Annotated in this window: 25 protein-coding genes and 1 pseudogene; 19 read left to right on the forward strand and 7 right to left on the reverse strand. The window is 73.0% G+C overall.

Features of this window, described 5'->3' with window-relative positions; translation table 11 throughout:
* The first annotated feature begins 4 nt into the window (after nt 1-4).
* Both ACZ6A9_RS10390 and ACZ6A9_RS10395 read left to right on the forward strand, forming a co-directional pair.
* Nucleotides 5-562: a prevent-host-death family protein gene (locus ACZ6A9_RS10390; RefSeq protein ID WP_468982077.1), complete on the forward strand. Its 558-nt coding sequence runs from the start codon at nt 5-7 to the stop codon at nt 560-562.
* A 101-nt stretch (nt 563-663) separates the two neighbouring features.
* Entirely contained in the window at nt 664-909 is a 246-nt protein-coding gene (locus ACZ6A9_RS10395; RefSeq protein WP_468982079.1) for a hypothetical protein, read from the forward strand.
* An 81-nt stretch (nt 910-990) separates the two neighbouring features.
* On the opposite strand, the gene ACZ6A9_RS10400 is transcribed toward ACZ6A9_RS10395, so the two are convergent.
* Entirely contained in the window at nt 991-2,181 is a 1,191-nt protein-coding gene (locus ACZ6A9_RS10400) for a pyridoxal phosphate-dependent aminotransferase (RefSeq protein WP_468982082.1), read from the reverse strand.
* A gap of 787 nt (nt 2,182-2,968) precedes the next feature.
* Here ACZ6A9_RS10400 and ACZ6A9_RS10405 point away from each other — a divergent pair.
* From ACZ6A9_RS10405 to ACZ6A9_RS10475, 15 genes and pseudogenes are all read left to right on the forward strand, one after another.
* On the forward strand, nt 2,969-3,502 hold the full coding sequence (locus ACZ6A9_RS10405) for a DUF2617 family protein (RefSeq protein WP_468982084.1): 534 nt from the start codon (nt 2,969-2,971) through the stop codon (nt 3,500-3,502).
* Nucleotides 3,503-3,561: 59 nt separating this feature from the next.
* Nucleotides 3,562-5,229, forward strand: a complete 1,668-nt coding sequence (locus tag ACZ6A9_RS10410; protein ID WP_468982087.1) for a polyamine aminopropyltransferase — start codon at nt 3,562-3,564, stop codon at nt 5,227-5,229.
* An 86-nt stretch (nt 5,230-5,315) separates the two neighbouring features.
* Nucleotides 5,316-6,209, forward strand: coding sequence for an SRPBCC domain-containing protein (locus ACZ6A9_RS10415; RefSeq protein ID WP_468982089.1), 894 nt, complete (start codon nt 5,316-5,318; stop codon nt 6,207-6,209).
* Nucleotides 6,210-6,568: 359 nt separating this feature from the next.
* Nucleotides 6,569-7,357 (forward strand): aldose epimerase family protein, encoded by a 789-nt coding sequence (locus ACZ6A9_RS10420; protein WP_468982092.1) that lies wholly within the window; start codon nt 6,569-6,571, stop codon nt 7,355-7,357.
* Nucleotides 7,358-7,367: 10 nt separating this feature from the next.
* On the forward strand, nt 7,368-7,916 hold the full coding sequence (pyrE, locus tag ACZ6A9_RS10425) for an orotate phosphoribosyltransferase (protein WP_468982098.1): 549 nt from the start codon (nt 7,368-7,370) through the stop codon (nt 7,914-7,916).
* Nucleotides 7,917-8,108: 192 nt separating this feature from the next.
* Nucleotides 8,109-9,140 (forward strand): class II fructose-bisphosphate aldolase, encoded by a 1,032-nt coding sequence (gene fbaA / locus ACZ6A9_RS10430; protein WP_468982101.1) that lies wholly within the window; start codon nt 8,109-8,111, stop codon nt 9,138-9,140.
* Between the two features lie 66 nt (nt 9,141-9,206).
* On the forward strand, nt 9,207-10,676 hold the full coding sequence (locus ACZ6A9_RS10435; RefSeq protein ID WP_468982104.1) for an MFS transporter: 1,470 nt from the start codon (nt 9,207-9,209) through the stop codon (nt 10,674-10,676).
* Nucleotides 10,677-10,693: 17 nt separating this feature from the next.
* Nucleotides 10,694-11,107, forward strand: a complete 414-nt coding sequence (locus ACZ6A9_RS10440; RefSeq protein ID WP_468982106.1) for a DUF3151 domain-containing protein — start codon at nt 10,694-10,696, stop codon at nt 11,105-11,107.
* Between the two features lie 153 nt (nt 11,108-11,260).
* A complete protein-coding gene (locus ACZ6A9_RS10445; protein WP_468982109.1) occupies nt 11,261-12,091 on the forward strand; it encodes a tryptophan 2,3-dioxygenase family protein in 831 nt (276 codons plus the stop codon).
* The gene (gene kynU / locus ACZ6A9_RS10450; protein ID WP_468982116.1) at nt 12,084-13,268 is read left to right on the forward strand and encodes a kynureninase; all 1,185 of its coding nucleotides are present in this window, start codon (nt 12,084-12,086) and stop codon (nt 13,266-13,268) included. The genes ACZ6A9_RS10445 and kynU overlap by 8 nt, the downstream gene beginning before the upstream one ends.
* Before the next feature lie 160 nt (nt 13,269-13,428).
* Nucleotides 13,429-14,298: an alpha/beta hydrolase gene (locus ACZ6A9_RS10455; protein ID WP_468982119.1), complete on the forward strand. Its 870-nt coding sequence runs from the start codon at nt 13,429-13,431 to the stop codon at nt 14,296-14,298.
* A 49-nt stretch (nt 14,299-14,347) separates the two neighbouring features.
* Nucleotides 14,348-14,700, forward strand: a pseudogene (locus ACZ6A9_RS10460) (response regulator transcription factor).
* 116 nt (nt 14,701-14,816) lie between these two features.
* Nucleotides 14,817-16,181 (forward strand): sensor histidine kinase, encoded by a 1,365-nt coding sequence (locus ACZ6A9_RS10465; RefSeq protein WP_468982121.1) that lies wholly within the window; start codon nt 14,817-14,819, stop codon nt 16,179-16,181.
* Nucleotides 16,178-16,843: a response regulator gene (locus tag ACZ6A9_RS10470; protein ID WP_468982124.1), complete on the forward strand. Its 666-nt coding sequence runs from the start codon at nt 16,178-16,180 to the stop codon at nt 16,841-16,843. Before ACZ6A9_RS10465 ends, ACZ6A9_RS10470 begins: the two co-directional genes overlap by 4 nt.
* Nucleotides 16,844-16,882: 39 nt before the next feature.
* A complete protein-coding gene (locus ACZ6A9_RS10475; protein ID WP_468982126.1) occupies nt 16,883-18,106 on the forward strand; it encodes a cytochrome P450 in 1,224 nt (407 codons plus the stop codon).
* 91 nt (nt 18,107-18,197) lie between these two features.
* Here the strand turns inward: ACZ6A9_RS10475 and ACZ6A9_RS10480 are convergent, their stop codons facing one another.
* Both ACZ6A9_RS10480 and ACZ6A9_RS10485 read right to left on the reverse strand, forming a co-directional pair.
* Nucleotides 18,198-19,859, reverse strand: coding sequence for an ABC transporter permease (locus ACZ6A9_RS10480; RefSeq protein ID WP_468982129.1), 1,662 nt, complete (start codon nt 19,857-19,859; stop codon nt 18,198-18,200).
* On the reverse strand, nt 19,856-20,800 hold the full coding sequence (locus ACZ6A9_RS10485; protein WP_468982131.1) for an ABC transporter ATP-binding protein: 945 nt from the start codon (nt 20,798-20,800) through the stop codon (nt 19,856-19,858). Before ACZ6A9_RS10485 ends, ACZ6A9_RS10480 begins: the two co-directional genes overlap by 4 nt.
* A gap of 103 nt (nt 20,801-20,903) precedes the next feature.
* Here ACZ6A9_RS10485 and ACZ6A9_RS10490 point away from each other — a divergent pair, with 103 nt between their 5' ends.
* Nucleotides 20,904-21,401, forward strand: coding sequence for a GbsR/MarR family transcriptional regulator (locus ACZ6A9_RS10490; RefSeq protein ID WP_468982133.1), 498 nt, complete (start codon nt 20,904-20,906; stop codon nt 21,399-21,401).
* A 25-nt stretch (nt 21,402-21,426) separates the two neighbouring features.
* Here the strand turns inward: ACZ6A9_RS10490 and ACZ6A9_RS10495 are convergent, their stop codons facing one another.
* A complete protein-coding gene (locus tag ACZ6A9_RS10495) occupies nt 21,427-22,302 on the reverse strand; it encodes a diacylglycerol kinase (protein ID WP_468982136.1) in 876 nt (291 codons plus the stop codon).
* A 187-nt stretch (nt 22,303-22,489) separates the two neighbouring features.
* Here ACZ6A9_RS10495 and ACZ6A9_RS10500 point away from each other — a divergent pair, with 187 nt between their 5' ends.
* The gene (locus ACZ6A9_RS10500) at nt 22,490-23,773 is read left to right on the forward strand and encodes an adenylosuccinate synthase (protein WP_468982139.1); all 1,284 of its coding nucleotides are present in this window, start codon (nt 22,490-22,492) and stop codon (nt 23,771-23,773) included.
* A gap of 83 nt (nt 23,774-23,856) precedes the next feature.
* Here ACZ6A9_RS10500 and ACZ6A9_RS10505 read toward each other — a convergent pair whose 3' ends face one another.
* The 3 genes from ACZ6A9_RS10505 to ACZ6A9_RS10515 form a co-directional block, all read right to left on the reverse strand.
* Entirely contained in the window at nt 23,857-24,507 is a 651-nt protein-coding gene (locus ACZ6A9_RS10505; protein WP_468982141.1) for a hypothetical protein, read from the reverse strand.
* 121 nt (nt 24,508-24,628) lie between these two features.
* Nucleotides 24,629-25,339, reverse strand: a complete 711-nt coding sequence (locus tag ACZ6A9_RS10510) for a GntR family transcriptional regulator (protein ID WP_468982144.1) — start codon at nt 25,337-25,339, stop codon at nt 24,629-24,631.
* Nucleotides 25,340-25,500: 161 nt separating this feature from the next.
* Nucleotides 25,501-26,856 (reverse strand): aminotransferase class III-fold pyridoxal phosphate-dependent enzyme, encoded by a 1,356-nt coding sequence (locus tag ACZ6A9_RS10515; RefSeq protein ID WP_468982147.1) that lies wholly within the window; start codon nt 26,854-26,856, stop codon nt 25,501-25,503.
* Nucleotides 26,857-26,946: the final 90 nt, after the last annotated feature.

Genomic DNA, 26,946 nt, shown 5'->3' on the forward strand with positions numbered 1-26,946 from the left:
ATGGATGGCCGACCGGTTCGGCGACGGCCCGCTCCTCCCGATTGAAGTCAGAACACGATCTGAGTACTCTCTGAGTATGGCTAGCGTGCCCCTGGAAGCAGAAACCGAGACCGTCTCCTTCACCGACCTGTCCCGTAACCCCAAAGGAGTCGCTGCCAGGGCCGCAGCTCTGGGACGCCTCCGCATCACGCACAGAGACGCACCCGACATGATGCTGACGACGGCCGCACGCGCCGAGCACGCCGAGGAAAATCTGACCACCGCCTCGCGGCTCTTCCTCGCGCTGATGAAGCAGGACGACGGTGCCAGGTCGCTGCTCCTCGCGCTCCCAGAGGTTTTCCCTTGGGTGCGACACCTGGACGCGGAGGAGGTGCGCGCCTTCACCGTCGAGCTCCTCGAAGCGCTGTCCGACGCGGCGGAACTGGATGCGGGAGAGGCCGTTCACCGCGTCATCGTCTCCTGGCGCGCCACGGCCCGTATCAACGCGGACCCCGATCAGTTGAGGGAGTCGCTGCGTCCGCTCGACGGCGACGACCTCGGCTCGGTCGAGGTGCGTGGGTGAGCCCGAAGAAGGGAGATCGGGTCAGTGTTCCGCCACTCAATGGATGGAACGTCGTCTTCGGAACGACGGAGGCGGTAACAGGCTGGGAGGAACTGTGCCGCGTGGCACTGCCGAACGCGCACCGTTGCTTGGACGCGCTGCGCACTGACCCCCTGTCCCGGTCCAACTGGAGCCGTCAGCACCAGCTGCGGGGAAGGCATGCCACCAAGGTGTGGAAGGGGTCGGGCCTGGAACAGTGGGAGTACGAGGTCACCAGCGGTGGACGAGTGCGGTACCTGGTCAGTCCGGAGACCTCCACGGTGATCGTCGTGTACGCCTCTCCGCGGCATCCCAAAGACACCGAGTGAAAGTCGGATTCAAGGCCGGTGGGTGCCCGGGACACATGTCGGGCCAACCGCTCGCCCAGGGGTGCTCGTAGTGTCCGTCTGTCAGGGCGTCAGCCCCTTGAGACGGGCCGCCGCCTCTTCGAGTACCGCCCGCTTCTTGCAGAAGGCGAAGCGGACGAATGGGGCGCCCATGTCCTGGTGGTCGTAGAAGACGGCCGTGGGGATGGCGACGACGCCCGCCCGTTCGGGGAGGGCGCGGCAGAAGGCGATGCCGTCGGATGCGCCGAGGGGGCGGATGTCGGCGGTGATGAAGTAGGTGCCGGAAGGGCGGTAGACGGTGAGGCCCGCCTCCGCCAGGCCGGACGCGAGGACGTCGCGTTTGGTGCGCATGTCCGCGCGGAAGTCGGTGAAGTACGACTCGGGCAGGGCGAGCGCCTCGGCGATCGCGTACTGGAACGGGCCCGCGGAGACGTAGGTCAGGTACTGCTTGGCCGAGCGGACCGCCGTGACCAGGGGCGGGGCGGCCGTGATCCAGCCGACCTTCCAGCCCGTGAACGAGAAGGTCTTGCCCGCGCTGGAGATGGTGACCGTGCGGTCCCGCATGCCGGGGAGGCCGGCCAGGGGGATGTGCTCGGCGTCGTCGAAGACGAGGTGCTCGTAGACCTCGTCGGTGACCACGAGCAGGTCGCGTTCGACGGCCAGCTCCGCGATCGCGGTCAGCTCCTCACGGGTGAGGACGGTCCCGGTCGGGTTGTGCGGGGTGTTGATCAGCAGCAGGCGGGTCCGGTCGGTGACGGCGTCGCGCAGTTCGTCGAGGTCGAGGCGGAAGCGGCCCTCGCGCGGGCGGAGCGTGACGGGGACACGGGTGCCGCCGGCCATGGCGACGCAGGCCGCGTAGGAGTCGTAGTACGGCTCCAGGGCGATCACCTCGTCGCCGGGCTCCACCAGGGCGAGCAGGGCGGCGGCGATGGCCTCGGTGGCGCCCGCGGTGACCAGGACCTCGGTGTCGGGGTCGTAGGACAGGCCGTAGCGGCGCTGCTGGTGCGCGGCGACGGCGGTGCGCAGCTCGGGGACGCCGGGGCCCGGTGGGTACTGGTTGCCGCGGCCGTCCCGCAGGGCCCGCACGGCGGCCTCTCTGACCTCCTCGGGGCCGTCGGTGTCGGGGAAGCCCTGGCCCAGGTTGATGGCTCCGGTCCGCAGGGCCAGGGCGGACATCTCCGCGAAGACCGTGGTCCCGAACTCGGCGAGCCGGCGGTTGAGGAGGGGGCGCGCACTGGAGGTCATGGCGGCCATCCTGCGCCGAACCTCTGGACTTCCTCAACTCTGCTTTGGGCCGCGTGGGCGGAGGGCATCTCCCGGTCACCTGCGTGCGTGAGGTGCCCACGGGGGGCTGCTTCGGGGGTCACGGGGGACGGAAGGAGGGGTGGGGTCATGGAGGTCGGCATCACCTTGATCGCGCTCGTCGTGCTGTTCTACGGGGTCGGCTGGGCCGGCTCCAGGGGTCCGGGGCGCAGGGCGTCCGGGAGGCGTCGCGGGAGGGCCCGCGGGGAGAGCTGGTGGGCCGGCGACGGCGGCGGCTCAGGCGGTGGGGGTGCCGGGTGCGGATCGTCCTCCGGCGGTGGCTCGTCCTGCGGAGGCGGGTCGTCGTGCGGGGGCGGCGGATGCGGCGGCGGAGGGGGCTGACACGGGGCAGCTCGCTTCCCTGTCGGGGGAAGACGCATCCGCCGAGGCGGGGTCCGCACCTGGGCGGACCCCGCCGTTCCCGTGAAGCGGCGGTTCGGGGTCCGGTTCCGGGCGGGGACGCCCGACGGCGTACGCCGTCACTCGGGGGCGTACTCGGGGGTTGAACAGGTGAGCTGGGGAGCCCCCGAGCGGATGGAAAGGCCACGAAGTTGGGTAAAAACGCTGTGGTGGCAGCACAGTTCATGATTCCCTATAAATCACCAGCGCAGCTCTCGGACTCCCCGCGGACCCTTCCTCCGGCCGGGCGACCGGGCTGACGGGCCGCGTCTCCCGGTGCGATCCGGGGCGCGCGGACCCACCTCTCCTCCCTCTCCATGTGTGCTTGCGGAGCCGATCCATGCTCACGACCCTGAAGACCGCCTATTCCGACACGCGCGCGGCCGATCTCGCCTGGGCCCTGGGGCGCGAGCCGCTTCCCGCGCTCGCCGCGCTCGACCTGGAACTGACCGGTGTGAAACTCCAGTTGCGCCTGCTCGGCGCGTCCCACCAGGTGCTGGTGGAGGAGGAGGGGGGCCTGTGCTCGGAGACGGTGGCGTGCATCCCGGGCAGCAGTACGCCGCTTCCGCTGGGGGTCGCCAAGCGGGTGGGCGACTGGGAGTACGAGTTCGCCGCCCGGGTGGAGGTGATGACCCCGGCGTCGTTCGCGGGCCGGGCGCAGGAGCTGCTCGCCCTGGTCTCCGACCATCCGCAGGGCCTCGCCGGGGTGTTCCCGGGCAGTCCGCACGCGTTCACGGCGATGCTCGCCCAGCGGCGCGAGGGCCGGCTCCACTGGCGGACCTGGCACGCGTATCCGCAGGACGGGCAGTTGGTGGCCACGCGGACCAGGGTGGGGGTACGGGTGCCGGTCCGTTCCGGCGTCGGGCCGGTGTAAACAAACATCACGCGTGTGGGTGACGTTGCGCGGTGGAGCCGTGACGTAACGTCGCTGGAGTGATCGAGTCGCAGGCCCCCGCACCGCCCGGCTCCGCGCAGTCCTGGGACGGGCCCGGTGGCGACGCGGGGAGTCCGCTGCGGCTGCCCGTGCGACAGGACACCGGGCGGTTCCTGGTCCTCGCGGGAGTGTTCGTCTGCGCGGCCTGCGGCCTGGTGTACGAGCTGGAACTGGTCGCGCTGGCCGCGTACTTGATGGGCGACTCCGTCGCCCAGACGTCCGTCGTGCTGTCCGTGATGGTCTTCGCGATGGGCATCGGATCCCTCGCCGCGAAGCGGCTGCGGCGGCACGCGGCGGCCGGTTTCGGCGCCGTCGAGGCGGCCCTGGCGCTGGTCGGCGGATGCAGTGCGATGGCCCTGTACGCGGTGTTCGCCTGGACGGGCGACTGGGGCGGCGTCTGGGCGAGCGGCCCCCGCATCCTGCTGGTCGCCTTCTCCCTCGCCACCGGGCTGCTCATCGGGGCCGAGGTGCCGCTGCTGATGGAGCTGATCCAGCGGATCCGGCGACAGGACGCGGGCGGCGCGGTCGCCGACCTGTCCGCCGCGGACTACGTCGGCGCGCTGGTCGGCGGGCTCGCCTTCCCGTTCCTCCTCCTGCCCCTGCTCGGGCAGTTGACCGGAGCGCTGATCACCGGCGCGGTCAACGCGGTCGTCGGCGCGGCGCTGGTCCTCGGACTGTTCCGGCAGGACCTCACGCCCCGCGCCCGCCGCCTTCTGGTGGCGGCCAACGTGTGCGTGCTCGCCCTCCTCGGCTCCGCCGCCGCCCTCGTCGACGACTTCGAACGGGCCGCCCGGCACGCCATGTACGGCCCGGACGTACGGGTGGCCCTGCACACGGACGTGCAGGAGGTGCTGATCACCGGCGGGCGGGACGGGCGGCCGCTGAACCTCTTCCTCGACGGGCGGCTGCGGGTCAGCGGCCGGGACGAACTCCGGTACCACGAGGCGCTGGCGCACCCCGCGATGAACGGTCCGCACGACCGGGTCCTCGTCCTCGGCGGCGGTGACGGGCTGGCCGTGCGCGAGGTGCTGCGCCACAGCGGGGTGCGCCGCGTCGACGTCGTCGAACTCGACGCGGGCGTGGTGCGGCTGGCCCGCCACGACCCGGCGCTGTCCGCGCTGAACGCGCACGCCCTCGACGACCCACGGGTGCGGGTGACCACCGCCGACGCCTTCGACTGGCTGCGCGGGGCGCCCCCGGCCGCGTACGACGTGGTCGTCTCCGATCTTCCGCATCCCGGGATCACCGCGAGCACGAAGCTGTACTCGCGGGAGTTCTACGGGCTGGCCCGGAGGGTGCTGGCCCCCGGGGGACGGCTCGTGGTGCACGGGGGCGCGGTGGCGCACCGGCCCCGCGACTTCTGGACGGTGGACTCCACGCTCCGCGCGGCGGGCCTCCACACCGCCGCGTACCGCGTGCGCGGCCGGCAGGCCCCCTTCGCCACCGGGCCCGACCGCGGCTCCGGGACCACCGCGCACGCCCACCGCGACTGGGGGTTCGTGCTCGCCGCCCGCCACCGGCCGCCCGAGCCGCGCCTGGGCCCGTCCGGGCCGCACACCCGCACCCTCACCGACGCCTCCCTCGCGGCGGACGCCCGCGCCGCCGAGCGCACCCGGGTACGCGGCCTGCCACCCTCCACCCTGCTCCACCCGCGCTACGGCGACTGAACCCCTTACCGCGTTCCGCGCCGACGCGCCGCCACTTCCCGCGGACGGGGGTGCGGCCCGCCGTCGTCTGGGTAGGCTCCGCAGTCATGGAGCACGAGGTGTTCGTTCCGGTCGGGGAGCAGCGGCTCAGGGATGTGCTGGACGACCCCGCGCGGGTCGCCCGGGCGGTCCCCGGGCTCCAGCACGACGCCGGCGCGGATCCCGTCGCCGGCCGCCTGAAGGTCCGCGTCGGCAGCCACTCCGTCACCTACCGGGGTGCCCTGCGGGTGTCCGCGCGGGACGACGGCTCCTACGCCGTCGAGGGCGAGGCGTCGGAGACCCGCGGCAGCGGCACGGTGAAGCCGGCGCTGCGGCTGCGGCTGCGGCCCGCGGAAGGCGGCACCACCCTCACCGTCTCCGGCACGGCGACGGCCGCCGGCCGCGTCACGGAACTGCCCCCGGAAGCGGTGGCGGCGGCGGTGACCCGCCTGCTGGACCGCTTCGCGGAGAACCTGGGGCGCGTGGCGGCGGAGACACCCGGAGCGGAGCCGGAGCCGTCGGGCCCCGCTGCGGAACCCCAGTCGCCGGAACTGCTCTCCACGGGCGACTTCGAGCCCCGGGCCACCACCGACTTCGAGACCACCCCGGACGCCGAGGACACACCCCCGCCGCCCGCACCCGCGCCGGACGCGGACCGCGGCCCGGGGGCCCGGCAGGAGACCCCGCCACCCGCTCCCGGGGACGCCCAGGACGGCCCGGACCACGACGGGGACCACGAGGACGGCGAGGACGGCGTCGCGGAGGCCGCCCACGCCCGGCGGACGATGATCGGACGCAGCGCCGAAGAAGTCGACCACGCCCCGCCCCGCGGCCGCTACGCCCCCGTCCCCGCCCCGCAGACGGTCTCGTCCCCCACGACGCTCCGCTGGGCCGCCCCGGCGGCAGCCCTGGCGGTCGCCTCCGCCGTGGTCGCGATCCGAGCCCTCCGCAAACGCCACTGACCCCTGCCGGGGACGCCCGGGGTCCCGGTGACCTCACCGGTAACCCCCCCCGGCCTGCCCCCCCGGCCGTCCGCCCGTCGTGCCGCCGGACGGTTCCGCCGGCCGTGTGGGCCGTAGTCGCGCCCGCAGGCCGGGCGGCACCGGTGCCCGCGCCTCCGTCGGCCGGGCGTGCGGGGGCGCGGGCCGGGCGCTGCGAACCGCGCGGCCGGGGGCGCGGCGGACCGGAGCCTTCCGGTGCGCTTCGGGCCGGTGGGCGGATCGCGGCTCCGTCCACCCCTGCGACCACCCGGGCCGGCTGCCGGGGCCCCGTCGGGCGGTCCCGGGAACGCGCTCTTGATCGTCCCAGTAGGGTCGTTGACGTGAGTAACGAACACATCACGCTGACCGCGGGCGACGCGGAAGTGGACGTGCTGCCGGGGAACGGCGGGCGGGTCGGTGGGCTGCGGGTCGGAGGCGTCGAACTGCTGCGGCAGGGGGAGCGGTACGGGTGCTTCCCGATGGTGCCCTGGTGCGGACGGATCCGTGACGGACGCTTCCAGGACGGCGCCACCGTACGGCAGATGCCGCTCAACGCCCCGCCGCACGCCATCCACGGCACCGCCCGCGACGCCCCCTGGAGCGTCGCCCGCGAGACCACCGACGAGGTCGTCCTCACCTACGACCTCGTCGACCCGTGGCCCTACCCGGGCCGGGTCACCCAGCAGGTCGCGCTCGGCGAGGACGCGCTGACGCTGACGCTGAGCGTGGAGACGTACGAGTCGTCCTTCCCGGCGCAGATCGGCTGGCACCCGTGGTTCAACCGCCGCCTCGACGGCGCCGAGGTGAGCATCGACTTCGCGCCCGCCTGGCAGGAGGAGCGCGGCGAGGACCACCTGCCGACCGGGCGGCGCACCGACCCGCAGGCGGGGCCGTGGGACGACTGCTTCGCCATGCCCGGCGGTGTCGACGTCACCCTCACCTGGCCGGAGCGGCTGGCGCTGAAGGTGACCAGCCGCGAGGAGTGGGTCGTGGTGTACGACGAGCAGAGCGAGGCCGTGTGCGTGGAGCCGCAGACCGGGCCGCCCAACGGGCTGAACACCCACCCGCGCCTGGTCACACCCCTGGAGCCGCTGGAGGCCTCGACCACGTGGACCTGGACCCGCCTCTAAGCTGGCAGGCATGACGGACACGCGCGGCGCGCTGCTGCAGCAGATCAAGGACAAGGCCGTGGTGCACGGCAAGGTGACGCTCTCCTCCGGTCTGGAGGCCGACTACTACGTCGACCTGCGCCGCGTCACCCTCGACGGGCAGGCCGCCCCGCTGGTCGGACAGGTGCTGCTGGACCTGACCGCGGAGCTGGAGTTCGACGCGGTGGGCGGGCTGACCATGGGCGCCGACCCGGTCGCGGCCGCGATGCTGCACGCCGCCGCCGCGCGGGGCCGGAGACTGGACGCGTTCGTGGTCCGCAAGGCCGCCAAGGCGCACGGACTGCAGCGGCGCGTCGAGGGCCCGGACATCAAGGGCCGCCGGGTGCTCGTCGTCGAGGACACCTCCACCACCGGCGGCTCGCCGCTGACCGCCGTCGAGGCGGTGCGCGAGGCCGGCGCGGAGGTCGTGGCCGTCGCGACCATCGTGGACCGGGCGACCGGTGCCGCCGAGAAGATCCGGGAGGGCGCCGGGGTGCCGTACCTCTTCGCCTACTCCAAGGACGAGCTCGGCCTCGACTGAGGCCGCCGGACCCCGCCGGGGCGCCGCGGGGCCGCCCCGGCCGGACATCGCCCGACATAACGACTTGACCTGCACCGTCGACCCGCCGGGCAAGTCTGGGAGGATGAGCCCGACAATGACGTCGCTTCCAAGGTTCCAGGTCAGGGCCGACCGTACGCAGCACGCCACACCGCACGCTTAAGGAGCGGACAGATGCCCATCGCAACTCCCGAGGTCTACAACGAGATGCTGGACCGGGCGAAGGCGGAGAAGTTCGCCTACCCGGCCATCAACGTCACGTCGTCGCAGACCCTGCACGCGGCACTGCGCGGCTTCGCCGAGGCCGAGAGCGACGGCATCGTCCAGATCTCGACCGGCGGCGCCGAGTTCCTGGGCGGCCAGCACAGCAAGGACATGGTGACCGGCGCGGTCGCCCTGGCCGAGTTCGCGCACATCGTCGCCGAGAAGTACGACGTCAACATCGCCCTGCACACCGACCACTGCCCGAAGGACAAGCTGGACGGGTACGTACGCCCGCTGCTCGCGGTGTCCGAGGAGCGCGTCAAGGCCGGCCGCAACCCGCTGTTCCAGTCCCACATGTGGGACGGCTCCGCGGAGACCCTCGCGGACAACCTGTCCATCGCCCAGGAGCTCCTGGAGCGCGCCCGCGCCGCGAAGATCATCCTCGAGGTCGAGATCACCCCGACCGGTGGCGAGGAGGACGGCGTCTCGCACGAGATCAACGACTCCCTCTACACCACGGTCGACGACGCGATCCGCACGGCGGAGGCCCTCGGCCTCGGCGACAAGGGCCGCTACCTGCTCGCCGCGTCCTTCGGCAACGTGCACGGCGTGTACAAGCCGGGCAACGTCGTCCTGCGCCCCGAGCTGCTCAAGGAGCTCAACGAGGGCGTCGCCGCCAAGTACGGCAAGCCGGCCGGCGCCCAGCCGTTCGACTTCGTCTTCCACGGCGGCTCCGGCTCCACCCCGGAGGAGATCCTCACCGCGCTGGAGAACGGCGTCGTGAAGATGAACATCGACACCGACACCCAGTACGCGTTCACCCGCCCGGTCGCCGACCACATGTTCCGCAACTACGACGGCGTCCTGAAGGTCGACGGCGAGGTCGGCGACAAGAAGACCTACGACCCGCGCACCTGGGGCAAGCTCGCCGAGGCGTCCATGGCGGCCCGCGTCCTGGAGGCCTGCCAGAACCTGCGCTCCACGGGCACCCGCATCAAGTAACCCGCCCCCGGCACGCACGGGCCCGGCACCGCTCGCGGTGCCGGGCCCTTCCGTATGCTCGGCCGCATGCCCGACGTCCGGCTGTCCTCACCGCAGGGCAAGTGGATCCTGCTCACCACGGTCCTCGGCTCCAGCATGGCCCTGCTCGACTCGACCGTGGTCAACGTGGCCCTCCCGCGCATCGGCCGCGACCTCGACGCCGACCTCGGCGCCCTGCAGTGGACCGTCAACGCCTACATGGTCACGCTGGCCGGGCTGATCCTGCTCGGCGGGGCGCTCGGCGACCGGTTCGGACGGCGCAAGGTGTTCGTCGTCGGGGTGCTGTGGTTCGCCGCGGCCTCGCTGCTGTGCGGGCTCGCCCCGAACGCCGGGATGCTCATCGCCGCCCGTGCGCTCCAGGGCGTCGGCGGCGCGCTGCTCACCCCCGGCTCGCTCGCCCTCATCCAGGCCTCCTTCCACCCCGACGACCGGGGCCGCGCGGTCGGCCTGTGGTCCGGCTTCGGCGGGATCGGGGCCGCGGTCGGCCCGTTCGTCGGCGGCTGGCTGGTCGACGGGCCCGGCTGGCGCTGGGTGTTCCTGATCAACGTGCCCCTGGCCGTGCTGTGCGCCCCCATCGCCGTACGCCACGTACCGGAGTCCTCCGGTGGGAAGGCCGAGGGCCGCTTCGACGTGCTCGGTGCGGCGCTCGGCGCGATCGCCCTCGCACTGGTGACGTACGCGCTGATCGAGGCCGAGTCCGGGTCGCCGCTGGTCGCCGCGTCCGCCGTGGCCGGCCTGGCCGCCGCGGTCGCCTTCGTCCTCGTCGAGAAGCGGCGCCCGCACCCGATGATGCCGCTCGGCATCTTCGCCTCCCGGCAGTTCACGGCGGTCAACGTCGTCACGCTGTGCGTGTACGCGGCGTTCGGCGGCTTCTTCTTCCTCGCCGCGCTCCAGCTCCAGGTCGTCGTCGGCTGGTCCGCGCTGGCCGCCGGTACCGCCCTGCTGCCGACGACGGCGCTGATGCTGCTGCTCTCCGCCCGCTCGGGTGAGCTCGGCGACCGGATCGGCCCGCGCATCCCCCTCACCGCCGGGCCGCTGCTGTGCGCGGCGGGGATGCTGCTGATGCTGCGGGTCGGGCCTGGCGCCTCGTACGCCACCGAGGTGCTGCCCGCGCTGCTGGTGCTCGGCCTCGGCATGGTCACCCTGGTGGCGCCGCTGACGGCGACCGTCCTCGCCTCCGTCGACACCGCGCGGGCCGGCCTGGCCAGCGGCATCAACAACGCCGCAGCCCGCGCGGCCGGCCTGGTCGCGGTGGCGGCGCTGCCGCTGCTCGCCGGGATGGGCCCGGAGGCGTACCGGCTGCCCGAGGCCTTCGACGAGGCGTTCGGCCGGGCGATGGTGCTGTGCGCGGCCGTCCTCGTGGCGGGTTCCGCCCTCGCCTACGCGACCGTGCGCCGTCCCGCCCCCGACTGCCGGCACCCGGAGTGCCGCACGCACGGCAGCGTGGCGGTGCCGCCGCTGGAGGCGGGGGAGGAGCGCGGCGGCGGGACGCGCTGATGTACGAGACTGGACCCATGTCCATTCACGAGAACCTCCTCGGGGGCCCGCCCCCGACCCACCTCCCCGACGACCCCGGCCCGCGCGAACTGCTCGCCTCCGGCGCCACGTCCGCCGACGTCGCCGCCCGGTACCCCACCTCCTCACTGGCCTGGGCCCGGCTGGCCGACGAGGCGTTCGAGCGGGGCAGCGTCGTGGAGTCCTACGCGTACGCCCGCACGGGCTACCACCGCGGACTGGACGCCCTGCGCCGCAACGGCTGGAAGGGCCACGGCCCCGTGCCGTGGGAACACGAGCCGAACCGCGGCTTCCTGCGCGCCCTGCACGCCCTCGCCCGGGCCGCGCGGGAGATCGGCGAGCAGGAGGAGTACGAGCGCTGCTCCCAGTTCCTGAAGGACTCCTCACCGACGGCCGCCCAGGCCCTGGCCTGACCCTGCCGTGACCTTCCCGGGGCCCGCCTGTGAGCAGGCGGGCCTTGCGGTTCCGGGTGACCATTACGGAGGATGCACCGTGGGGACCGGGGCCCCCGTGCCGGTAACGGCAGGGGCGGACCGCTACCCGGAGTACACGTACAGGAGACAGCGATGTCCCACGAGGCTCACGAGCCCGAGACCCCGCATCTCGACTTCCAGGGAACCACTCCCTACGAGGACTACGTCAAGGCCGACGTCCTCACCCACCTCCAGCACACCCTCTCCGACGATCCCGGAGAGATGGTCTTCCTGGTCACCACCCAGGTGATGGAGCTGTGGTTCACCGTCATCGTCCACGAGTGGGAGACCGCGGCGAAGGCGCTGCGCCAGGACGACGTACCGACCGCCGTCGACGCGCTGAAGCGGTCCGTGCGGGAGCTGGAGGCGCTCAACGCGTCCTGGACGCCGCTGAGCGGACTCACCCCGGCACAGTTCAACTCCTACCGCGGCGCCCTCGGCGAGGGATCCGGCTTCCAGTCGGCGATGTACCGGCGCATGGAGTTCCTGCTCGGCGACAAGTCCGCGTCGATGCTGGTCCCGCACCGGGGCGCGCCGCGCGTGCACGCCGAGCTGGAGAAGGCACTGCACGAGCCGAGCCTGTACGACGAGGTGCTGCGCTTCCTCGCGCGGCGCGGGCACGCGGTCCCCGAGGACGTGCTGCGGCGCGACGTGACCCGGCGGTACGAGCCGTCGGCGGAGGTGGAGGCGGTCTGGACGGCCGTCTACGCGGGTGACCAGCGCGACGAGGTGGCGCGTCTCGGTGAGGCGCTGACCGACGTCGCCGAGCTGGTGTGGCGCTGGCGCAACGACCACCTGGTCGCCACCCGCCGTGCGATGGGCGCCAAGACCGGCACGGGCGGCTCCGCCGGGGTGGCCTGGCTGGAGAAGCGGGCGCAGAAGAGCGTGTTCCCCGAGCTGTGGACGGCGAGGTCCTATGTCTGAGCAGGCACGGAAGGCGGAGAAGCTCGACGCCGCCGATGAACTGGCGGCCAAGCGGGCCGAGTTCGTGCTGGACGACGTGGTGTACCTGGACGGGAACTCGCTGGGCGCGCTGCCGGTGGCCGTGCCCGGACGGGTCGAGGACGTGGTGCGCCGGCAGTGGGGCGAGCTGCGGATCCGGTCCTGGACGGAGGGCGGCTGGTGGACGGCGCCGGAGCGGATCGGTGACCGGATCGCGCCGCTGGTCGGTGCGGCGGCCGGGCAGATCGTCGTCGGCGACTCGACCAGTGTCAACCTGTTCAAAGCACTCGTGGGCGCGGTGCGGCTGGCCGGTGCCGGACGGGACGAGGTCGTGGTCGAAGCGACGACGTTCCCCACGGACGGCTACATCGCCGAGTCGGCGGCCCGGATGACCGGGTGCACGCTGCGCCCGGTGCAGCCGTCCGAGGTCCCGGGCGCGCTCGGGGAGCGTACGGCCGCCGTGCTGCTCAACCACGTCGACTACCGCACCGGCCGGCTGCAGGACCTGCCGTCGCTGACGGCGGCGGTGCACGCGGCGGGGGCACTGGCGGTCTGGGACCTGTGCCACAGCGCGGGAGCGCTGCCGGTCGGGCTGGACGAGCACGGCGTGGACCTGGCGGTCGGCTGCACCTACAAGTACCTGAACGGCGGGCCTGGTTCACCGGCGTTCCTGTACGTGCGCAAGGGGCTGCAGGACCGCTTCGACTCGCCGCTGCCCGGCTGGACCTCCCATGCGGAACCCTTCGGGATGCGCGCGGAGTACGAACCGGCGGCGGGCGCGGTGCGCGGGCGGGTCGGCACCCCGGACATCCTGTCCATGCTCGCCCTGGAGGCGGCCCTGGAGGTCTGGGACGGCGTGTCCGTCGACGCGGTGCGGGCCAAGTCGCTCGCCCTGACGGACTTCTTCCTGGAGTGCGTCGAGGCGTACGTCCCCGCGGGCCGGGTGGAGTGCGTGACACCGCGCGCCCACGCGGAGCGGGGCAGCCAGGTCGCGTTGCGCTGCCCGGACGCCGGTGAGGTGATGAAGCGGCTGATCGGGCGTGGGGTGGTCGGCGACTTCCGTCATCCCGACGTGCTCCGGTTCGGGTTCACCCCGCTGTACGTCGGCTTCGCGGACGTGGAGCGGGCGGCGCGGGTGCTGGCGGAGGAACTGGCATAGAGGGCGCCCGGGGGCCGGTGCCGTGCGGGCCGGCCCCCGGGGGCGCTGACCGAGCGTGACATCCGCATGTCGGGGGGCGTGGGCGTGCTGATACCGTCCCGGCCAAACGGCCGCGTCCCCGTCGGTCCGTCACCTACGTTGCACCGCTGAGAGGTTGAGCATGACGGACGACGTCGCAGCCGCCCGGACCGCCGCCGAGGAGGAGTCGGCTCTCTCCCGTCCGCCCGTGGATCCGGACACCACGGCGGCCTACGGCGACGACCCGGACCAGGTGATCGACTTCTACCTGCCGCGCGTCCAGGGCGGGCCGGGGCCCGCACCCGTGGTGGTCGTCCTGCACGGCGGCGCCTGGCGGGCACCCTACGACCGGCGCCACATCAGCCCGTTCGCCGCGTTCCTGGCCGGGCGGGGCTTCGCCGTGGCGAGCGTCGAGTACCGGCGCGGAGACGCGGGCGGCAGTGACACGGCCGCCGGACGCTGGCCCGACACGTTCGACGACGTGGCCGCCGCGATGGACGCGCTGCCCACGCTGATCCGGGAGCACCTGCCGCGGGCCGATCCGCGGCGGACCGTGCTCACCGGTCACTCGGCGGGCGGGCACCTGGCGCTGTGGGCCGCCGCCCGGCACGTGCTGCCGCGTGACTGCGCATGGCGGACCAGCGGTCCGGCGTCGCTGCGCGGTGTCGTCGCGCTCGCCCCGATCGCGGACCTCGAGGTCGCGGACAAGCTGGGTGTGTGCGGGGGTGCCGTGCGGCAACTCCTCGGCGGCGACGATCACTTCGCCGAGCGGCGGCCGTACGTGGATCCGGCGCTGCTGCTGCCCACCGGGATCGCCACGACGCTGGTGCAGGGACGCACCGACGTGGATGTGCCGCAGGCGGTGGCCGAGTCGTACGCGGAGGCGGCGGCGAAGGCGGGAGAGGTGGTGGGGGTGACGTTGCTGGAGGACGTCGGACACTTCCCGCTCATCGATCCGGGGGCGGACGCGTGTGCGGTGGTGGCGGAGGAGATCGCCCAGCTGGGCTGGTGAGCCGTCTCCCAGGGAGGGCTTCCGACACCCCTCCACAGGACGGCACCGCATGATCCGGGTACTCATCGCCGACGACCAGCAGATGGTCCGGCAGGGCTTCACCGTGCTGCTCAACACGCAGCCCGACATCGAGGTGGTCGGCCAGGCGGTGGACGGGCTCGACGCGGTCGAGCGGGTCGCCGAACTCGCCTCTGACGTCGTACTGATGGACATCCGCATGCCCGAACTCCGCTCATCGCGCAGGGCCTGTCGAACGCGGAGACGGCCGTACGGCTGGTGGTCGCCGAGCAGACCGTGAAGACGCACGTCGGCCGCATCCTGGTGAAACTCGGCCTGCGCGACCGCACCCAGGCGGCGGTGTTCGCGTACGAGTCGGGGCTGGTCCGCCCTTCGGGATACTGACCCCCGCAGTACCGCGGAGCAACCCGTCCTGATTCCGCGTAGTACCTGAGACGGACGCCCCGGAACCCGTCTCAGCGGGGACGACCGCCCTCACCCGGTCGGCCTACCGTGTGAGCGTGACCGAGACGACTCAGCAGCACATCCCGCGCGCCCCACGCGGCGACGGGGACGGCGCCGGGGCACGCAGCCCGGAGTACCGGCTGGCCCAGAACTCCCTGCGGGGACTGCGCCAGGACCTCTTCCACGACGCCTTCGCCTACCGGCCGCTTCCGCCCCGGCCCACGGACGGCCCGTTCGTCCGCAGGCTGCCCACGCGGCTGCGGTCCGCCGCCCAGCACCTCCCGCACGCGCTCGTGGGGGTGGTGGCCCTGCTCGCCCTGATGGCCGGCGCGCTGACCAGCGGACTGCCCGGCGGGGACCTGCCGGCCCTGCTGGTCGGCCTGCTGTGCGCGCTCCCCGTGCTCGCCACGCTGGTCCGGCCGGTCGGTGCGTTCTGGCTGTCCCTCGCCGTGACCCCGGTGGTCGCGGTCCTGGGCGGCGGCGGCTCCGACTGGCCCTGGATGCCGGGCGCGTTCATCTGCCACCTGGGGGTGCTGGTCGTCGTCGCGCTGCGCACCCGTCCTCGCACCGCCGCCTGGATGTGGGTCCTGACCGCCGTGTACGCCCTGCTCTCGGACGTCCTCATCGGCGGGTCGTACTACTACACCAACAGCGGCCCCATGATGGTGACGTCCGCCTTCGCCCTGCTCGTCGTCTGTCTCCGGCACGTCCGCCACACCGCCCAGCAGGAGGTGACCGCCCAGCAGACGGTCACCGCGCACGAACGCTCCCGGCGCACGGCGCTGGAGGAGCGCACCACCATCGCCCGCGAACTGCACGACGTGGTGGCCCACCACATGTCGGTGGTCGCCATCCAGGCCGAGGCCGCGCCGTACCGGGTGGAGAACCCGCCGCCGGAGCTGGAGCGGGCCTTCGCCACCATCCGGGAGAACGCGGTCGCCGCCCTCACCGAACTGCGCCGCATCCTCGGCGTGGTCCGCGCCGAGGACTACGAGGCCCCGGACGCCCCGCAGCCCACCCTCGCCGACCTGGACGCCCTGCTCGTCAATGTGCGTGGCGCCGGGCTCCAGGTGGAGAAGGTGGTGACCGGTGCGGTGCGGGAGCTGCCGCAGGGCGTGGAGCTGTCGGCGTACCGGATCGTGCAGGAGGCGCTGAGCAACAGCCTGCGCCACGCGCCCGGCGCGAGCGCCCGCGTGGAGATCGGGTACGTCCTCGGCGGGCTCGGCGTGCGGATCGTCAACGGTCCGGCACCCAACCCGAGCCTGGTGAAACCCTCCCCCGGAGCCGGCCACGGCATCACCGGCATGCGCGAGCGGGTCACCATGCTGAACGGCGGGATGACGGCCGGGCCGACGGACGACGGCGGCTACGAGGTCGCGGTGTTCCTGCCGGTCGCCACGGTGATCGAAGGTGACGCATGACCATCCGCGTCCTGATCGCCGACGACCAGATGATGGTGCGCGAGGGGTTCTCGGTCCTGCTCAACGCGATGCCGGACATCGAGGTCGCCGGCGAGGCGGTCAACGGCCGTGAGGCCGTCGAACGGGTCCGGGAACTCGCCCCGGACGTGGTGCTGATGGACATCCGCATGCCCGAGCTGAACGGCATCGAGGCGACCCGGGAGATCGTCGCCGCCGACGGCGCGGCGAAGGTGCTGGTGCTGACCACCTTCGACCTCGACGAGTACGTGTACCAGGCGCTGCGCGCGGGCGCCTCCGGCTTCCTCCTCAAGGACGCCTCCGCCCGCCAGCTCGCCGACGGGGTGCGGGTCGTCGCGTCCGGGGAGGCGCTGCTCGCCCCCACGGTGACCAGACGGCTGATCACCGAGTTCTCCAAGCTGTCCGAGGCACCGAGACTGATGCCGTCCGCGCAGGCGGCGTACGGCGATCTGACCGAGCGGGAGACGGAGGTGCTGGTGCTGATCGCGCAGGGCCTGTCCAACGCGGAGATCGCCGAACGGCTGGTGGTCGCCGAGTCGACGATCAAGACGCACGTGAGCCGCATCCTGGTGAAGCTGGGCCTGCGGGACCGTACGCAGGCGGCGGTGTTCGCCTACGAGGCGCGGCTGGTCACCCCGGGCTGACCCTGGTCAGCGGGGGTGCCGCCGGGCTACCGTCCGGTCATGGCAGCCCTTGACGACCTCGCCTTCGACCCGTGGGACCCGGCGTTCGTCGCCGACCCGTACCCCGCCTACGCCGAGCTGCGCGGGCTGGGCCGGGTGCGGTACTTCGAGCCGACGAACCAGTGGCTGGTCGCGCACCACGCGGACGTCTCGGCCCTGCTGCGCGACCGCCGCCTGGGGCGGACGTACCAGCACCGTTTCACCCACGAGGAGTTCGGCCGGACGGCACCGCCGCCCGAGCAGGAGCCGTTCCACACCCTCAACGACCACGGCATGCTCGACCTGGAGCCGCCGGACCACACCCGGATCCGGCGCCTGGTGTCGAAGGCGTTCACCCCGCGCACGGTGGAGCGGCTGAAGCCGTACGTCACCCATCTCGCCGGGCGGCTGGTCTCCCGGCTGGTCGACGCGGGCGGCGGCGACCTGCTCACGGACGTCGCCGAACCCCTCCCGGTCGCGGTGATCGCCGAGATGCTGGGCATCCCGGAGTCCGACCGGGCCCCGCTGCGGCCCTGGTCGGCGGACATCTGCGGGATGTACGAGCTGAACCCGTCGGCGGAGACGGCGGAGCGGGCCGTCCGGGCGTCGGTGGAGTTCTCGGACTACCTGCGCGAGCTGATCGCCGAACGCCGCAAGAACCCCGGCGACGACCTGATCTCGGGCCTGATCGCCGCCCATGACGAGGACGACGACCGGCTCACCGAGCAGGAGATGATCTCCACCTGCGTGCTGCTGCTCAACGCGGGCCACGAGGCCACGGTGAACTCCACGGTCAACGGCTGGTGGGCGCTGTTCCGCCACCCCGGCCAGCTCGCCGCCCTGCGCGCGGACCACTCCCTGGTCCCCTCCGCCGTGGAGGAACTGATGCGCTACGACACCCCGCTCCAGCTCTTCGAACGCTGGGTGCTGGACGAGATCGAGATCGACGGCCAGGTGATCCCGCGGGGCGCGGAGATCGCCATGCTCTTCGGCTCCGCCAACCACGACCCGGCGGTCTTCGCCGACCCCGCCCGCCTCGACCTGACCCGCACCGACAACCCCCACATCTCCTTCAGCGCCGGCATCCACTACTGCATCGGCGCACCCCTGGCCCGCATCGAACTCGCCGCCTCCATGCGGGCCCTGCTGGAGAGGGCCCCGACGCTGCGGCTCGCGGCGGAGCCGACGCGGAAGCCGAACTTCGTGATCAGGGGGCTGGAAGGCCTGAGCGTGGAGGTGGGGTGATCACCGCATTCGACGCCGAGGAGCTCAAGCCGTACATGGACTGCGGCCCTCCGCCGCCGGGGCACGGTGCGTCGACGGAGGGGCGGGGGGCCTACTTCGTTTCGAGGTCCCGCCGGCGGAAGCCCGCCAGACCCAGCCACACCAGTCCGGCGGCGACCAGGGTCAGCAGGAACAGCGGCGTCCAGTCCAGGTCCGCGGCGGGGAGCCGGGGGACGTGGCCGAACGGGGAGAGGTTGTTCATCCAGTCCGGGAACTGCAGGATCTGACCCAGGTAGCCGACCACGAAGGCGTACACCGGCACGGCCCAGGCCGCCTGGACCGCCCGCGGGAACCAGCCGAAGAGCACCACGGCCACCCCGGCCGTGACCCACAGCGCGGGCGCGTACGCGAGGGCCGCGCCCACCAGGTCCGGCACCAGCCCGGCGTCACCGGTCGAGGCCGCGCCCGCGACACCGAAGCCGAGCCCGGCCAGCAGCAGGACGACCGTGCCGCCGACCGTCGCCACGGCCAGGTGGCCGCCGGCCCAGCGGGTACGCGAGAGGCCGGTGGCGAGGAGCGGCTCGGCGCGGCCCGCCGTCTCCTCCGACCGGGGCCGCAGGGCCGCCATGACGACGTACACCGCCGCCACGACCGTCAGCACGACCATGACCATCGAGGCGAAGGACTCGACGACGCCCGCCCCGCCGATGCGCTCCAGGGCCTCCTCGATCTCCTCGATGCCCGCCAGCATGTCCTCGGCGTCCCCGAGGATCGACCCGTACATCGCGCCCATCAGGAACAGGCCGGTGCCGAAGCCGGTCAGCATGCCGCGGTGCAGGCGCAGGGCGAAGCCGACCGGTGTGGTGAGCGCGGCGGAGGCCGTGGGGCTGCCCGGCTTCTCCGGGCGCAGGCCCGCGCCCACGTCCCGCCGGGTGGACAGCGCGAACCCCGCCGCCGCGCACGCCGCCGCGGACCCCAGGCACAGCAGGAGCGGCCACCAGCGGTCGTCCACGTACGGGTAGCTGCGCTGGACCCAGCCGATCGGGGACAGCCAGGAGAGGGTTTCGTGCTGCCCGCTGTCGCCGGCGGCGCGCAGCACGTAGGCGACGCCGATGGCCGCCAGTGCCGTGCCGGTCGCCCCGCGCGTGTGCGCGGTGAACTGGACGGTGACCGCGGCGACGGCCGCGAAGACGAGGCCGGCGGCGGCGTGGGCGAAGCCGTAGACGAGCGAGCCGGCCGCGTCGACGCCCTCCAGGCCGAGGCCGGTCAGGCCGAGGGCCAGCAGCAGGGCGAGGGCGAGGTTGGCCAGGACGGCGACGGACAGGGCGGCGGCGAGGTGGGCGTGGCGGCCGACGACGGTCGAGCGCACCAGCTCGGCCCGGCCCGTCTCCTCCTCCGCGCGGGTGTGCCGGGTGACGACCAGCACGCTCATGAGACCGACGAGGACGGCCGTGAAGCCGATCATCTGGTGGCTCAGGATGGAGCCGAAGCCGTCGTCGACGAGGTAGTGGCGGGGGCCGGACAGGGCCAGGCCGGCCGGGCTGTCCGCGCTCTCGACGGCGTTCGCCCGGTCCTGCGGGTCGCTGTAGAGCGTCGTGAAACTGTTCGCCGTGGCGAGCGTGGAGAGGAGCAGGGCCCCGATCCACACCGGGAGCCGGACCCGGTCGCGGCGCAGGGCGAAGCGGATCAGCGTCCGGGTTCCGGCCAGCGCGTTGCCGCCCGCGACGGGTGCGGCGGGCGCCCGGGTGGCGGGGGCGGTGGTCGCGGAGGTCATCGCGGCTCCCCGTCCGTGTCGCGTCCGGTGGCGTGCCCGTTGGCGGCGAGCTCGTCGCCGTAGTGGCGCAGCATCAGTTCCTCCAGCGTCGGCGGGTGGCTGATCAGGCTGCGGATGCCGAACTCGGTGAGCTTGCGGACCGTGCCGTCGACCCGGCCGCCGTCGACGGAGAAGCGGATCCGGCCGGTGGCCTCGTCGACGGTCCGCAGGTCATGGACACCGGGCAGGGCGGCGAGGCCGGTCGCGGGCCGTTCGGTCTCCACCTCGATGGTGGTGCGGGTCAGGTGGCGCAGCTCGCCGAGGCTGCCGGACTGGACGGTGCGGCCCAGCCGGATGATGCTCACCCGGTCGGCGAGCTTCTCCACCTGGGCCAGGATGTGACTGGAGAGCAGCACCGTCCGGCCGGCTGCCTTGGCCTCGCCGATGACGTCCTGGAAGACGACCTCCATGAGCGGGTCGAGACCCGCGGTCGGCTCGTCGAGGACCAGCAGCTCGGCGTCGGAGGCGAGCGCGGCGACGATGGCGACCTTCTGCCGGTTGCCCTTGGAGTAGGCCCGGCCCTTCTTGGTCGGGTCGAGGTCGAAGCGGTCGATGAGCTCGGCGCGCCGCTTGTTGTCCAGGCCGCCGCGCAGCCGCGCCAGCAGGTCGATGGCCTCGCCGCCGGTCAGGCCCGGCCACAGTTCGACGTCGCCGGGTACGTAGGCGAGGCGCCGGTGCAGCTCCACGGCGTCCGCCCACGGATCGCGGCCGAGCACCCGGGCGGCGCCCGAGTCGGCGCGCAGCAGGCCGAGCAGGACGCGGATGGTGGTGGACTTGCCGGAGCCGTTCGGACCCAGGAAGCCGTGGACCTCGCCCGGTTCGACCTCCAGGTCGAGACCGTCGAGTGCGCGCGTGCGGCCGAACGACTTGTGGAGTCCGGACACGGTGATGGCCTTCGTCATGCTTCGGAACGTACGCTGCATTCACAAATTTGTGAAGTTAAGGAAGCGTATGAACGCTGATTACACTGATCCGTGACGCCTGAGCAGGGGAGATGGTCGGATCATGGCGGAACCGAGCAGGACGGCCAGGGACCCGGAGGCGGTCTCACGCTTCGTGGAGCACTTCGCGTCCCAGTTGGTGGAGGCCGGACTGCCGCGCATGCCCGCCCGCGTCTTCGTGGCCCTGCTCTCCTCCGACACGGGCGTGCTGACCTCGGCCGAACTGGGCGAACAGCTCAAGATCTCACCGGCCGCGGTGTCCGGCGCGGTGCGCTACCTGGCGCAGCAGCGCCTGGTCTCCCGTGAGCGCGCGCCCGGCTCCCGCAGGGACCGGTACCGGGTCCACGGCGACCAGTGGTACGAGGCCCTCACCAACCGCGAGGCCGTGATCCGGCGCTGGGAGGACGCCCTGCGCGAGGGTGTCGGCAGCCTGGGCGCGGACACCCCGGCGGGGCGCCGGCTGGCGGAGACACTGGCCTTCTTCGAGTTCATCGAGAAGGAGTTCGAGGCGATGATGGGGCGCTGGCGCGCGGAGCGGGAGGAGCGGTTCGGCCGGGGCTGAGTGCCATCACGCCCCCTGCGCACCCTCACCTCGCCGGCAGGACCAGCCCCCAGGCCCCCGCCCGCACCACCCATGTCCGTGTCCGCACCGGTCCCGACACGACCGCGTCCGCCCGGTAGCGGAAGTGCGCGCCCGACACCGTCACCGTGCCGCCCTCGGCCGACAGCGGGGACGCCTCCGCGCCCACCGACGCCGGACGCACCTCGACCCGGGCCCTCCCCGCCGCGCCGGGCACGACCGTGACGCCCTCCACCGGCTGCCCCAGGTCGACGAGCGTCTCCCCGTCGACCTCCACCCGCAGCCGGGTGGGCCCCGCCTCCAGCGCGGAGACGGTCCCCGACGGCCGCGCCGCCGGCACCAGCGTCCGCACCAGCGACCGGCACGTGCGCAGCCACGGGCCGCCCATCCCCGCCGCCGCCCCCCGCACCGGCGTCACACCTCCCACCGGAGGGATCCGCAGCGTGCCGAGCACCACCCCGTCGCTGTCGTCCACCAGCAGGTCCATCCGCCGCTCCGCCCCCTCCAGCACCGCGCGGGCCGCCGCCACCGTCCCCGTGGGCACCCCCAGCGACCGGGCGAGAGCGACCGCGCCCCCCACCGGCACCAGTGACAGCGCGCACGCGGCCAGCTCCCGCTGCCGGTGCAGCAGCTCCACCGCCCGCACCAGGGCCCGGTCGTCACCGACCACCACCGGCCGCCGCGACCCGCGCCGGGCCAGCGCCCGCGCGAACTCCTCCGGACCGTCCGGCAGGCACATCTTCGTGCCCGCCGCACCCGCGCCGATCACGTCCTTCGCGATCCGGACGGACTCGCCGTCCGCCCGCCGGGCCACCGGATCGACGACTACCAGGAGCTGATCGGACGTCGCGGAAAAGGTCCTGGAAGTCGCCACCTCGGCCATGCCTCACTTCCTCGGGTAGCATCTTTGTGCAAGAGCCCCTTGCGCTGTTGCGCCAGGGGCTTCGTCTATTCCGGGGCACCCGGTCCGACGGTCGGCGGCCAACGGTGGTCGCACGGTGCACACGGTGGTGATCCTCCGTACGCGCCCCTGACCTTGGACATGCCCCGCCCGGAAGGGGTGTACGCGCGTGCCCGCACTTGTGCTGCTCGGTGCTCAGTGGGGTGACGAAGGCAAGGGAAAGGCGACGGACCTGCTCGGTGGGTCCGTCGACTATGTGGTGCGCTACCAAGGCGGCAACAACGCCGGCCACACGGTAGTCGTGGGCGACCAGAAGTACGCCCTCCACCTGCTCCCTTCCGGGATCCTGTCCCCCGGCTGCACGCCGGTCATCGGCAACGGCGTCGTCGTCGACCCGTCGGTCCTGCTCTCCGAGCTGAGCGGTCTGAACGAGCGAGGCGTCGACACGTCGAAGCTCCTGATCAGCGGAAACGCTCACATCATCACGCCGTACAACGTGACGGTGGACAAGGTGACCGAGCGCTTCCTCGGCAAGCGCAAGATCGGGACCACCGGCCGCGGCATCGGCCCGACCTACGCCGACAAGATCAACCGCGTCGGCATCCGCGTCCAGGACCTCTACGACGAGTCGATCCTCACCCAGAAGGTCGAAGCGGCCCTCGACGCCAAGAACCAGATGCTCACCAAGCTCTACAACCGGCGCGCGATCGCCGTGGAGCAGGTGGTCGGGGAACTGCTCGGCTACGCCGACAAGCTCGCCCCCTACGTCGCCGACACGGTGCTGGTGCTGAACGAGGCGCTGGAGCAGGACAAGGTGGTCCTCTTCGAGGGCGGCCAGGGCACGCTCCTCGACATCGACCACGGCACGTACCCCTTCGTCACCTCGTCCAACCCGACCGCGGGCGGCGCCTGCACGGGCGCGGGCGTCGGCCCCACGAAGATCAGCCGCGTCATCGGCATCCTGAAGGCGTACACCACCCGCGTCGGCGCCGGACCGTTCCCGACCGAGCTGTTCGACGAGGACGGCGAGGCCCTGCGCCGCATCGGCGGCGAGCGCGGTGTCACCACCGGCCGTGACCGCCGCTGCGGCTGGTTCGACGCGGTGATCGCCCGCTACGCCACCCGCGTCAACGGCCTCACCGACTTCTTCCTCACCAAGCTCGACGTCCTCACCGGCTGGGAGCAGATCCCGGTCTGCGTCGCCTACGAGATCGACGGCAGGCGCGTCGAGGAGCTGCCCTACTCGCAGACCGACTTCCACCACGCGAAGCCCGTCTACGAGATGCTCCCCGGCTGGAGCGAGGACATCAGCAAGGCGAAGTCCTTCTCCGACCTCCCGAAGAACGCCCAGGCGTACGTCAAGGCACTGGAGGAGATGTCCGGCGCCCCGATCTCCGCGATCGGCGTGGGCCCGGGCCGTACCGAGACGATCGAGATCAACTCGTTCCTGTAGCCGGGACACCGCCCACCGGCGCCCGTGCGGGCGCCGGTGGGCGCCGGAAAGGGCTCTCCGCGATGCGGTGAGCCTCGCCGGACTCAGCTGAACACGATCATCGACCCCTGCGCGAGACTCCGGGTCGCCGCCGCGTGCAGGCCCAGCCAGACGTGGCGCTCGCGGGCGAAGGGGCTCGGGTCGTAGGGGGCCGGGACGGCCGGCTCCTCCAGCTCGGTGGGCCCGTGCGGCGGTTCGGGAGCCGCCGGGGGGTTCGCCGGGTCGATGCCGATCGACGGGGCGACCAGCTCCAGTTCGCGCAGCAGCGCGTGGGAGGAGCCCAGGGGCCCGCCCCCGGCGAGGAGTTCGTCGCTGGAGAGGGGGCCGGGGAAGTCGACGGGGACGTACGCGCCCGCGTGGTCGTAGTGCCAGACCAGGTGGGACTGCTGGGCCGTCGCCTCGAACATCTCCAGCAACTGCTCGTAGTCGCCACCGAGTTCGTCCACCGGCGTGACCGGGAATCCGCACACCTGGAGCAGGTACACGCGCCGCAGGAAGTGCAGCGCGTCGTAGTCGAACCCCGCGACCGGGGCCACCTCGCCGGTCAGTCCCGGCATGTACTGGTACACCGGTACCGGGGGGAGGCCCGCCTCGGCCAGTACCGTGTTGTACTGCGCGAGTTCCTCGGCGAAGGGGTTGTCGGGCGTGTGGCACAACACGTCGACGAGCGGTACCAGCCACAGGTCACAGGCCAAAAGAGGGCTCCTCGCAGCGCGCGGTCGTCGGGATGGCCGGGGTGGTCGTCCCGGTCAGGGAAGGGTATCCGGGCCCGGGACGGCAGGCGCCTCCCGTGCGGGAGACGGTGGTGCAGGTCCCTTACCCATCCCCGTCGGCCGTCAGCCCCTCGACGAGGGACAGCGAGTGCGCGTCGTACGCCTCGACGATCGCGCGGGCGGCGTCGGTGTCACGGCGCGCCAGCGCGTCGACCAGATCGGTGTGCCCGGACCACAGCCGCCCTCGGAGGTCGGGCAGCCCCCGCAGCCGCTGCACCGCGTACACCCAGCCCTGGGCGCGGAGCCGGTGCAGGAAGTCGGTGAGGTGCCGGTTGCCGAACACGGCGGTGAGTTCGCGCCAGAAGCGCAGGTCGTAGCCGATGAGGACGGTGACCTCACCGGCGAGGGCGGCGCGCTGGGCCTCCTCGCCGCGCCTGCGCACCCCGGCGAGGGCGGCGGCGACCCGCGGCTCGTCCGGGCGGAGCGGATCGGGCCGGCCGCCGGCCAGTGTCCGGAACATGCCGTCGACGACGAGACGGCGCGCCTCGACCATCTCCCGGAAGTCGTCGGCGGAGTACGCGCGCACCTGGAAACCGCGGTGCTGGTCGGCGTCGAGCAGCCCCTGTGCCGTCAGGTCGACCAGCGCCTCGCGGACGGGCGTCGCGGACACCCCGTACTGCTCGGCGATCTCCCTGACGGTGAACGCCTGCCCCGGCTGGAGCCGCCCGGCCAGCACCTCGTCACGGAGCGCGTCGGCGATCTGCTGCCGCAGGGTGCTGCGGGTCACTGCGCCGGTGCCGGTGATGCCGGGCATGGTCGGGGCGTCTCCCTCGTCGCGTTCGAGTGACGTGCCCGCCGCAGGGGCACGGGCACGCCACCTTACGCCCTCGGGTGGGCTCGGATGTTCGAACGGATGCGGGGCGGAGGCCGTCCCGCGTCCGTCCCGCGCCGGGGAGTCCCGGCCCGTCCTCCCGGTTACGCCACGTAGCCGTCCGCGACGGTCAGGGCCGCGTCCAGCGCCGCCAGACCCTCCTTCAGCTCGGCCTCGCTCGCGTTGCACGGCGGCACCACGTGCGTGCGGTTCATGTTCACGAAGGGCCAGATGCCGGCCTCCTTCGCGGCGGCGGCGAAGGCCGCCATCGGCGCGTTCGCCTCACCGGCCGCGTTGTACGGGACCAGCGGCTCCCGGGTCTCCCGGTCGCGCACCAGCTCCAGCGCCCAGAACATGCCCACGCCACGCACCTCGCCCACGCAGGGGTGCCGCTCGGCCAGTGCGCGCAGCCCGGGTCCGACGACGGACGTCCCGAGGGCCGCCGCGCCTGCGACGACGCCCTCCTCCTCCATCACGGTGATCGTCGCGACGGCGGCGGCGCACGCGAGCGGGTGCCCCGAGTAGGTCAGACCGCCCGGGTACGGCCGCCTGGCGAACGTCTCGGCCACCGCTCCCGAGAGGGCGACACCGCCGAGCGGCACATAGCCGGAGTTCACGCCCTTGGCGAAGGTCATCAGGTCCGGGACGACGTCGTACAGGTCGGCCGCGAACCACGTGCCGGTCCGGCCGAACCCGGCCATGACCTCGTCCAGGACGAGGACGATGCCGTGCTGGTCGCACAGCTCGCGCACCCCGGCGAGGTAGCCGGCGGGCGGCGGCATGATCCCGGCCGTGCCGGGGATCGTCTCCAGGATGATCGCGGCGATGGTCGACGGACCCTCGAAGGCGATCGTCGCCTCCAGGTGCTCCAGGGCCCGCGCGCACTCCTGCTCCTCGGTCTCGGCGTGGAAGCGCGAGCGGTACAGGAACGGCGCCCAGAAGCGCACGACCCCGGCGGTGCCGGTGTCGGAGGCCCAGCGGCGCGGGTCACCGGTGACGTTCACGGCCTGCTGGGTGCCGCCGTGGTACGAGCGGTATGCGGAGAGCACCTTGGGGCGCCCGGTGTGCAGCCGCGCCATGCGCAGCGCGTGCTCGACGGCGTCGGCGCCGCCGTTGGTGAAGAAGATCTTGTCCAGGTCGCCGGGGGTCCGCTCGGCGATCAGCCGGGCCGCCTCCGAGCGGGCCTCGACGGCGAACGCGGGCGCGAACGTCGTCATCCGCGCCGCCTGCTCCTGGATCGCGGCGACGACCTTGGGGTGCTGGTAGCCGATGTTCGTGTAGACGAGCCCGCTGGCGAAGTCGAGGTAGCGCCGGCCGTCGTAGTCCCAGAAGTAGGACCCCTCCGCCCCGGCGACGGCGAGCGGGTCGATGAGCTCCTGTGCGGACCAGGAGTGGAACACATGCGCACGGTCGGCGGCCTTCACGGCGGTCCCGACCTCGGGGTTCGGCTGAGGAGTCATGCCGCAGAGGGTAAGCGGGGCGGGCCGGGCCGCGACATCGGCGGCCTGTCTGCGGTCGGGACCATTCCGCGACAGGTTGTCGACACCGCC

The sequence above is a fragment of the Streptomyces sp. NPDC041124 genome (assembly GCF_055592385.1).

What these genes read in the sequence shown, in the direction of transcription:
- pyrE (WP_468982098.1), top strand. Translation starts at nt 7,368, where the DNA reads ATGACGGACACGCGCGGCGCGCTGCTGCAGCAGATCAAGGACAAGGCC.
- kynU (WP_468982116.1), top strand. Translation starts at nt 12,084, where the DNA reads ATGTCTGAGCAGGCACGGAAGGCGGAGAAGCTCGACGCCGCCGATGAA.
- ACZ6A9_RS10475 (WP_468982126.1), top strand. Translation starts at nt 16,883, where the DNA reads ATGGCAGCCCTTGACGACCTCGCCTTCGACCCGTGGGACCCGGCGTTC.
- ACZ6A9_RS10510 (WP_468982144.1), bottom strand. Translation starts at nt 25,339, where the DNA reads ATGCCCGGCATCACCGGCACCGGCGCAGTGACCCGCAGCACCCTGCGG.
- ACZ6A9_RS10435 (WP_468982104.1), top strand. Translation starts at nt 9,207, where the DNA reads ATGCCCGACGTCCGGCTGTCCTCACCGCAGGGCAAGTGGATCCTGCTC.
- ACZ6A9_RS10490 (WP_468982133.1), top strand. Translation starts at nt 20,904, where the DNA reads ATGGCGGAACCGAGCAGGACGGCCAGGGACCCGGAGGCGGTCTCACGC.
- ACZ6A9_RS10485 (WP_468982131.1), bottom strand. Translation starts at nt 20,800, where the DNA reads ATGACGAAGGCCATCACCGTGTCCGGACTCCACAAGTCGTTCGGCCGC.
- ACZ6A9_RS10455 (WP_468982119.1), top strand. Translation starts at nt 13,429, where the DNA reads ATGACGGACGACGTCGCAGCCGCCCGGACCGCCGCCGAGGAGGAGTCG.
- ACZ6A9_RS10470 (WP_468982124.1), top strand. Translation starts at nt 16,178, where the DNA reads ATGACCATCCGCGTCCTGATCGCCGACGACCAGATGATGGTGCGCGAG.
- ACZ6A9_RS10480 (WP_468982129.1), bottom strand. Translation starts at nt 19,859, where the DNA reads ATGACCTCCGCGACCACCGCCCCCGCCACCCGGGCGCCCGCCGCACCC.
- ACZ6A9_RS10400 (WP_468982082.1), bottom strand. Translation starts at nt 2,181, where the DNA reads ATGGCCGCCATGACCTCCAGTGCGCGCCCCCTCCTCAACCGCCGGCTC.
- ACZ6A9_RS10415 (WP_468982089.1), top strand. Translation starts at nt 5,316, where the DNA reads ATGGAGCACGAGGTGTTCGTTCCGGTCGGGGAGCAGCGGCTCAGGGAT.
- ACZ6A9_RS10390 (WP_468982077.1), top strand. Translation starts at nt 5, where the DNA reads ATGGCCGACCGGTTCGGCGACGGCCCGCTCCTCCCGATTGAAGTCAGA.
- ACZ6A9_RS10515 (WP_468982147.1), bottom strand. Translation starts at nt 26,856, where the DNA reads ATGACTCCTCAGCCGAACCCCGAGGTCGGGACCGCCGTGAAGGCCGCC.
- ACZ6A9_RS10495 (WP_468982136.1), bottom strand. Translation starts at nt 22,302, where the DNA reads ATGGCCGAGGTGGCGACTTCCAGGACCTTTTCCGCGACGTCCGATCAG.
- ACZ6A9_RS10440 (WP_468982106.1), top strand. Translation starts at nt 10,694, where the DNA reads ATGTCCATTCACGAGAACCTCCTCGGGGGCCCGCCCCCGACCCACCTC.
- fbaA (WP_468982101.1), top strand. Translation starts at nt 8,109, where the DNA reads ATGCCCATCGCAACTCCCGAGGTCTACAACGAGATGCTGGACCGGGCG.
- ACZ6A9_RS10445 (WP_468982109.1), top strand. Translation starts at nt 11,261, where the DNA reads ATGTCCCACGAGGCTCACGAGCCCGAGACCCCGCATCTCGACTTCCAG.
- ACZ6A9_RS10405 (WP_468982084.1), top strand. Translation starts at nt 2,969, where the DNA reads ATGCTCACGACCCTGAAGACCGCCTATTCCGACACGCGCGCGGCCGAT.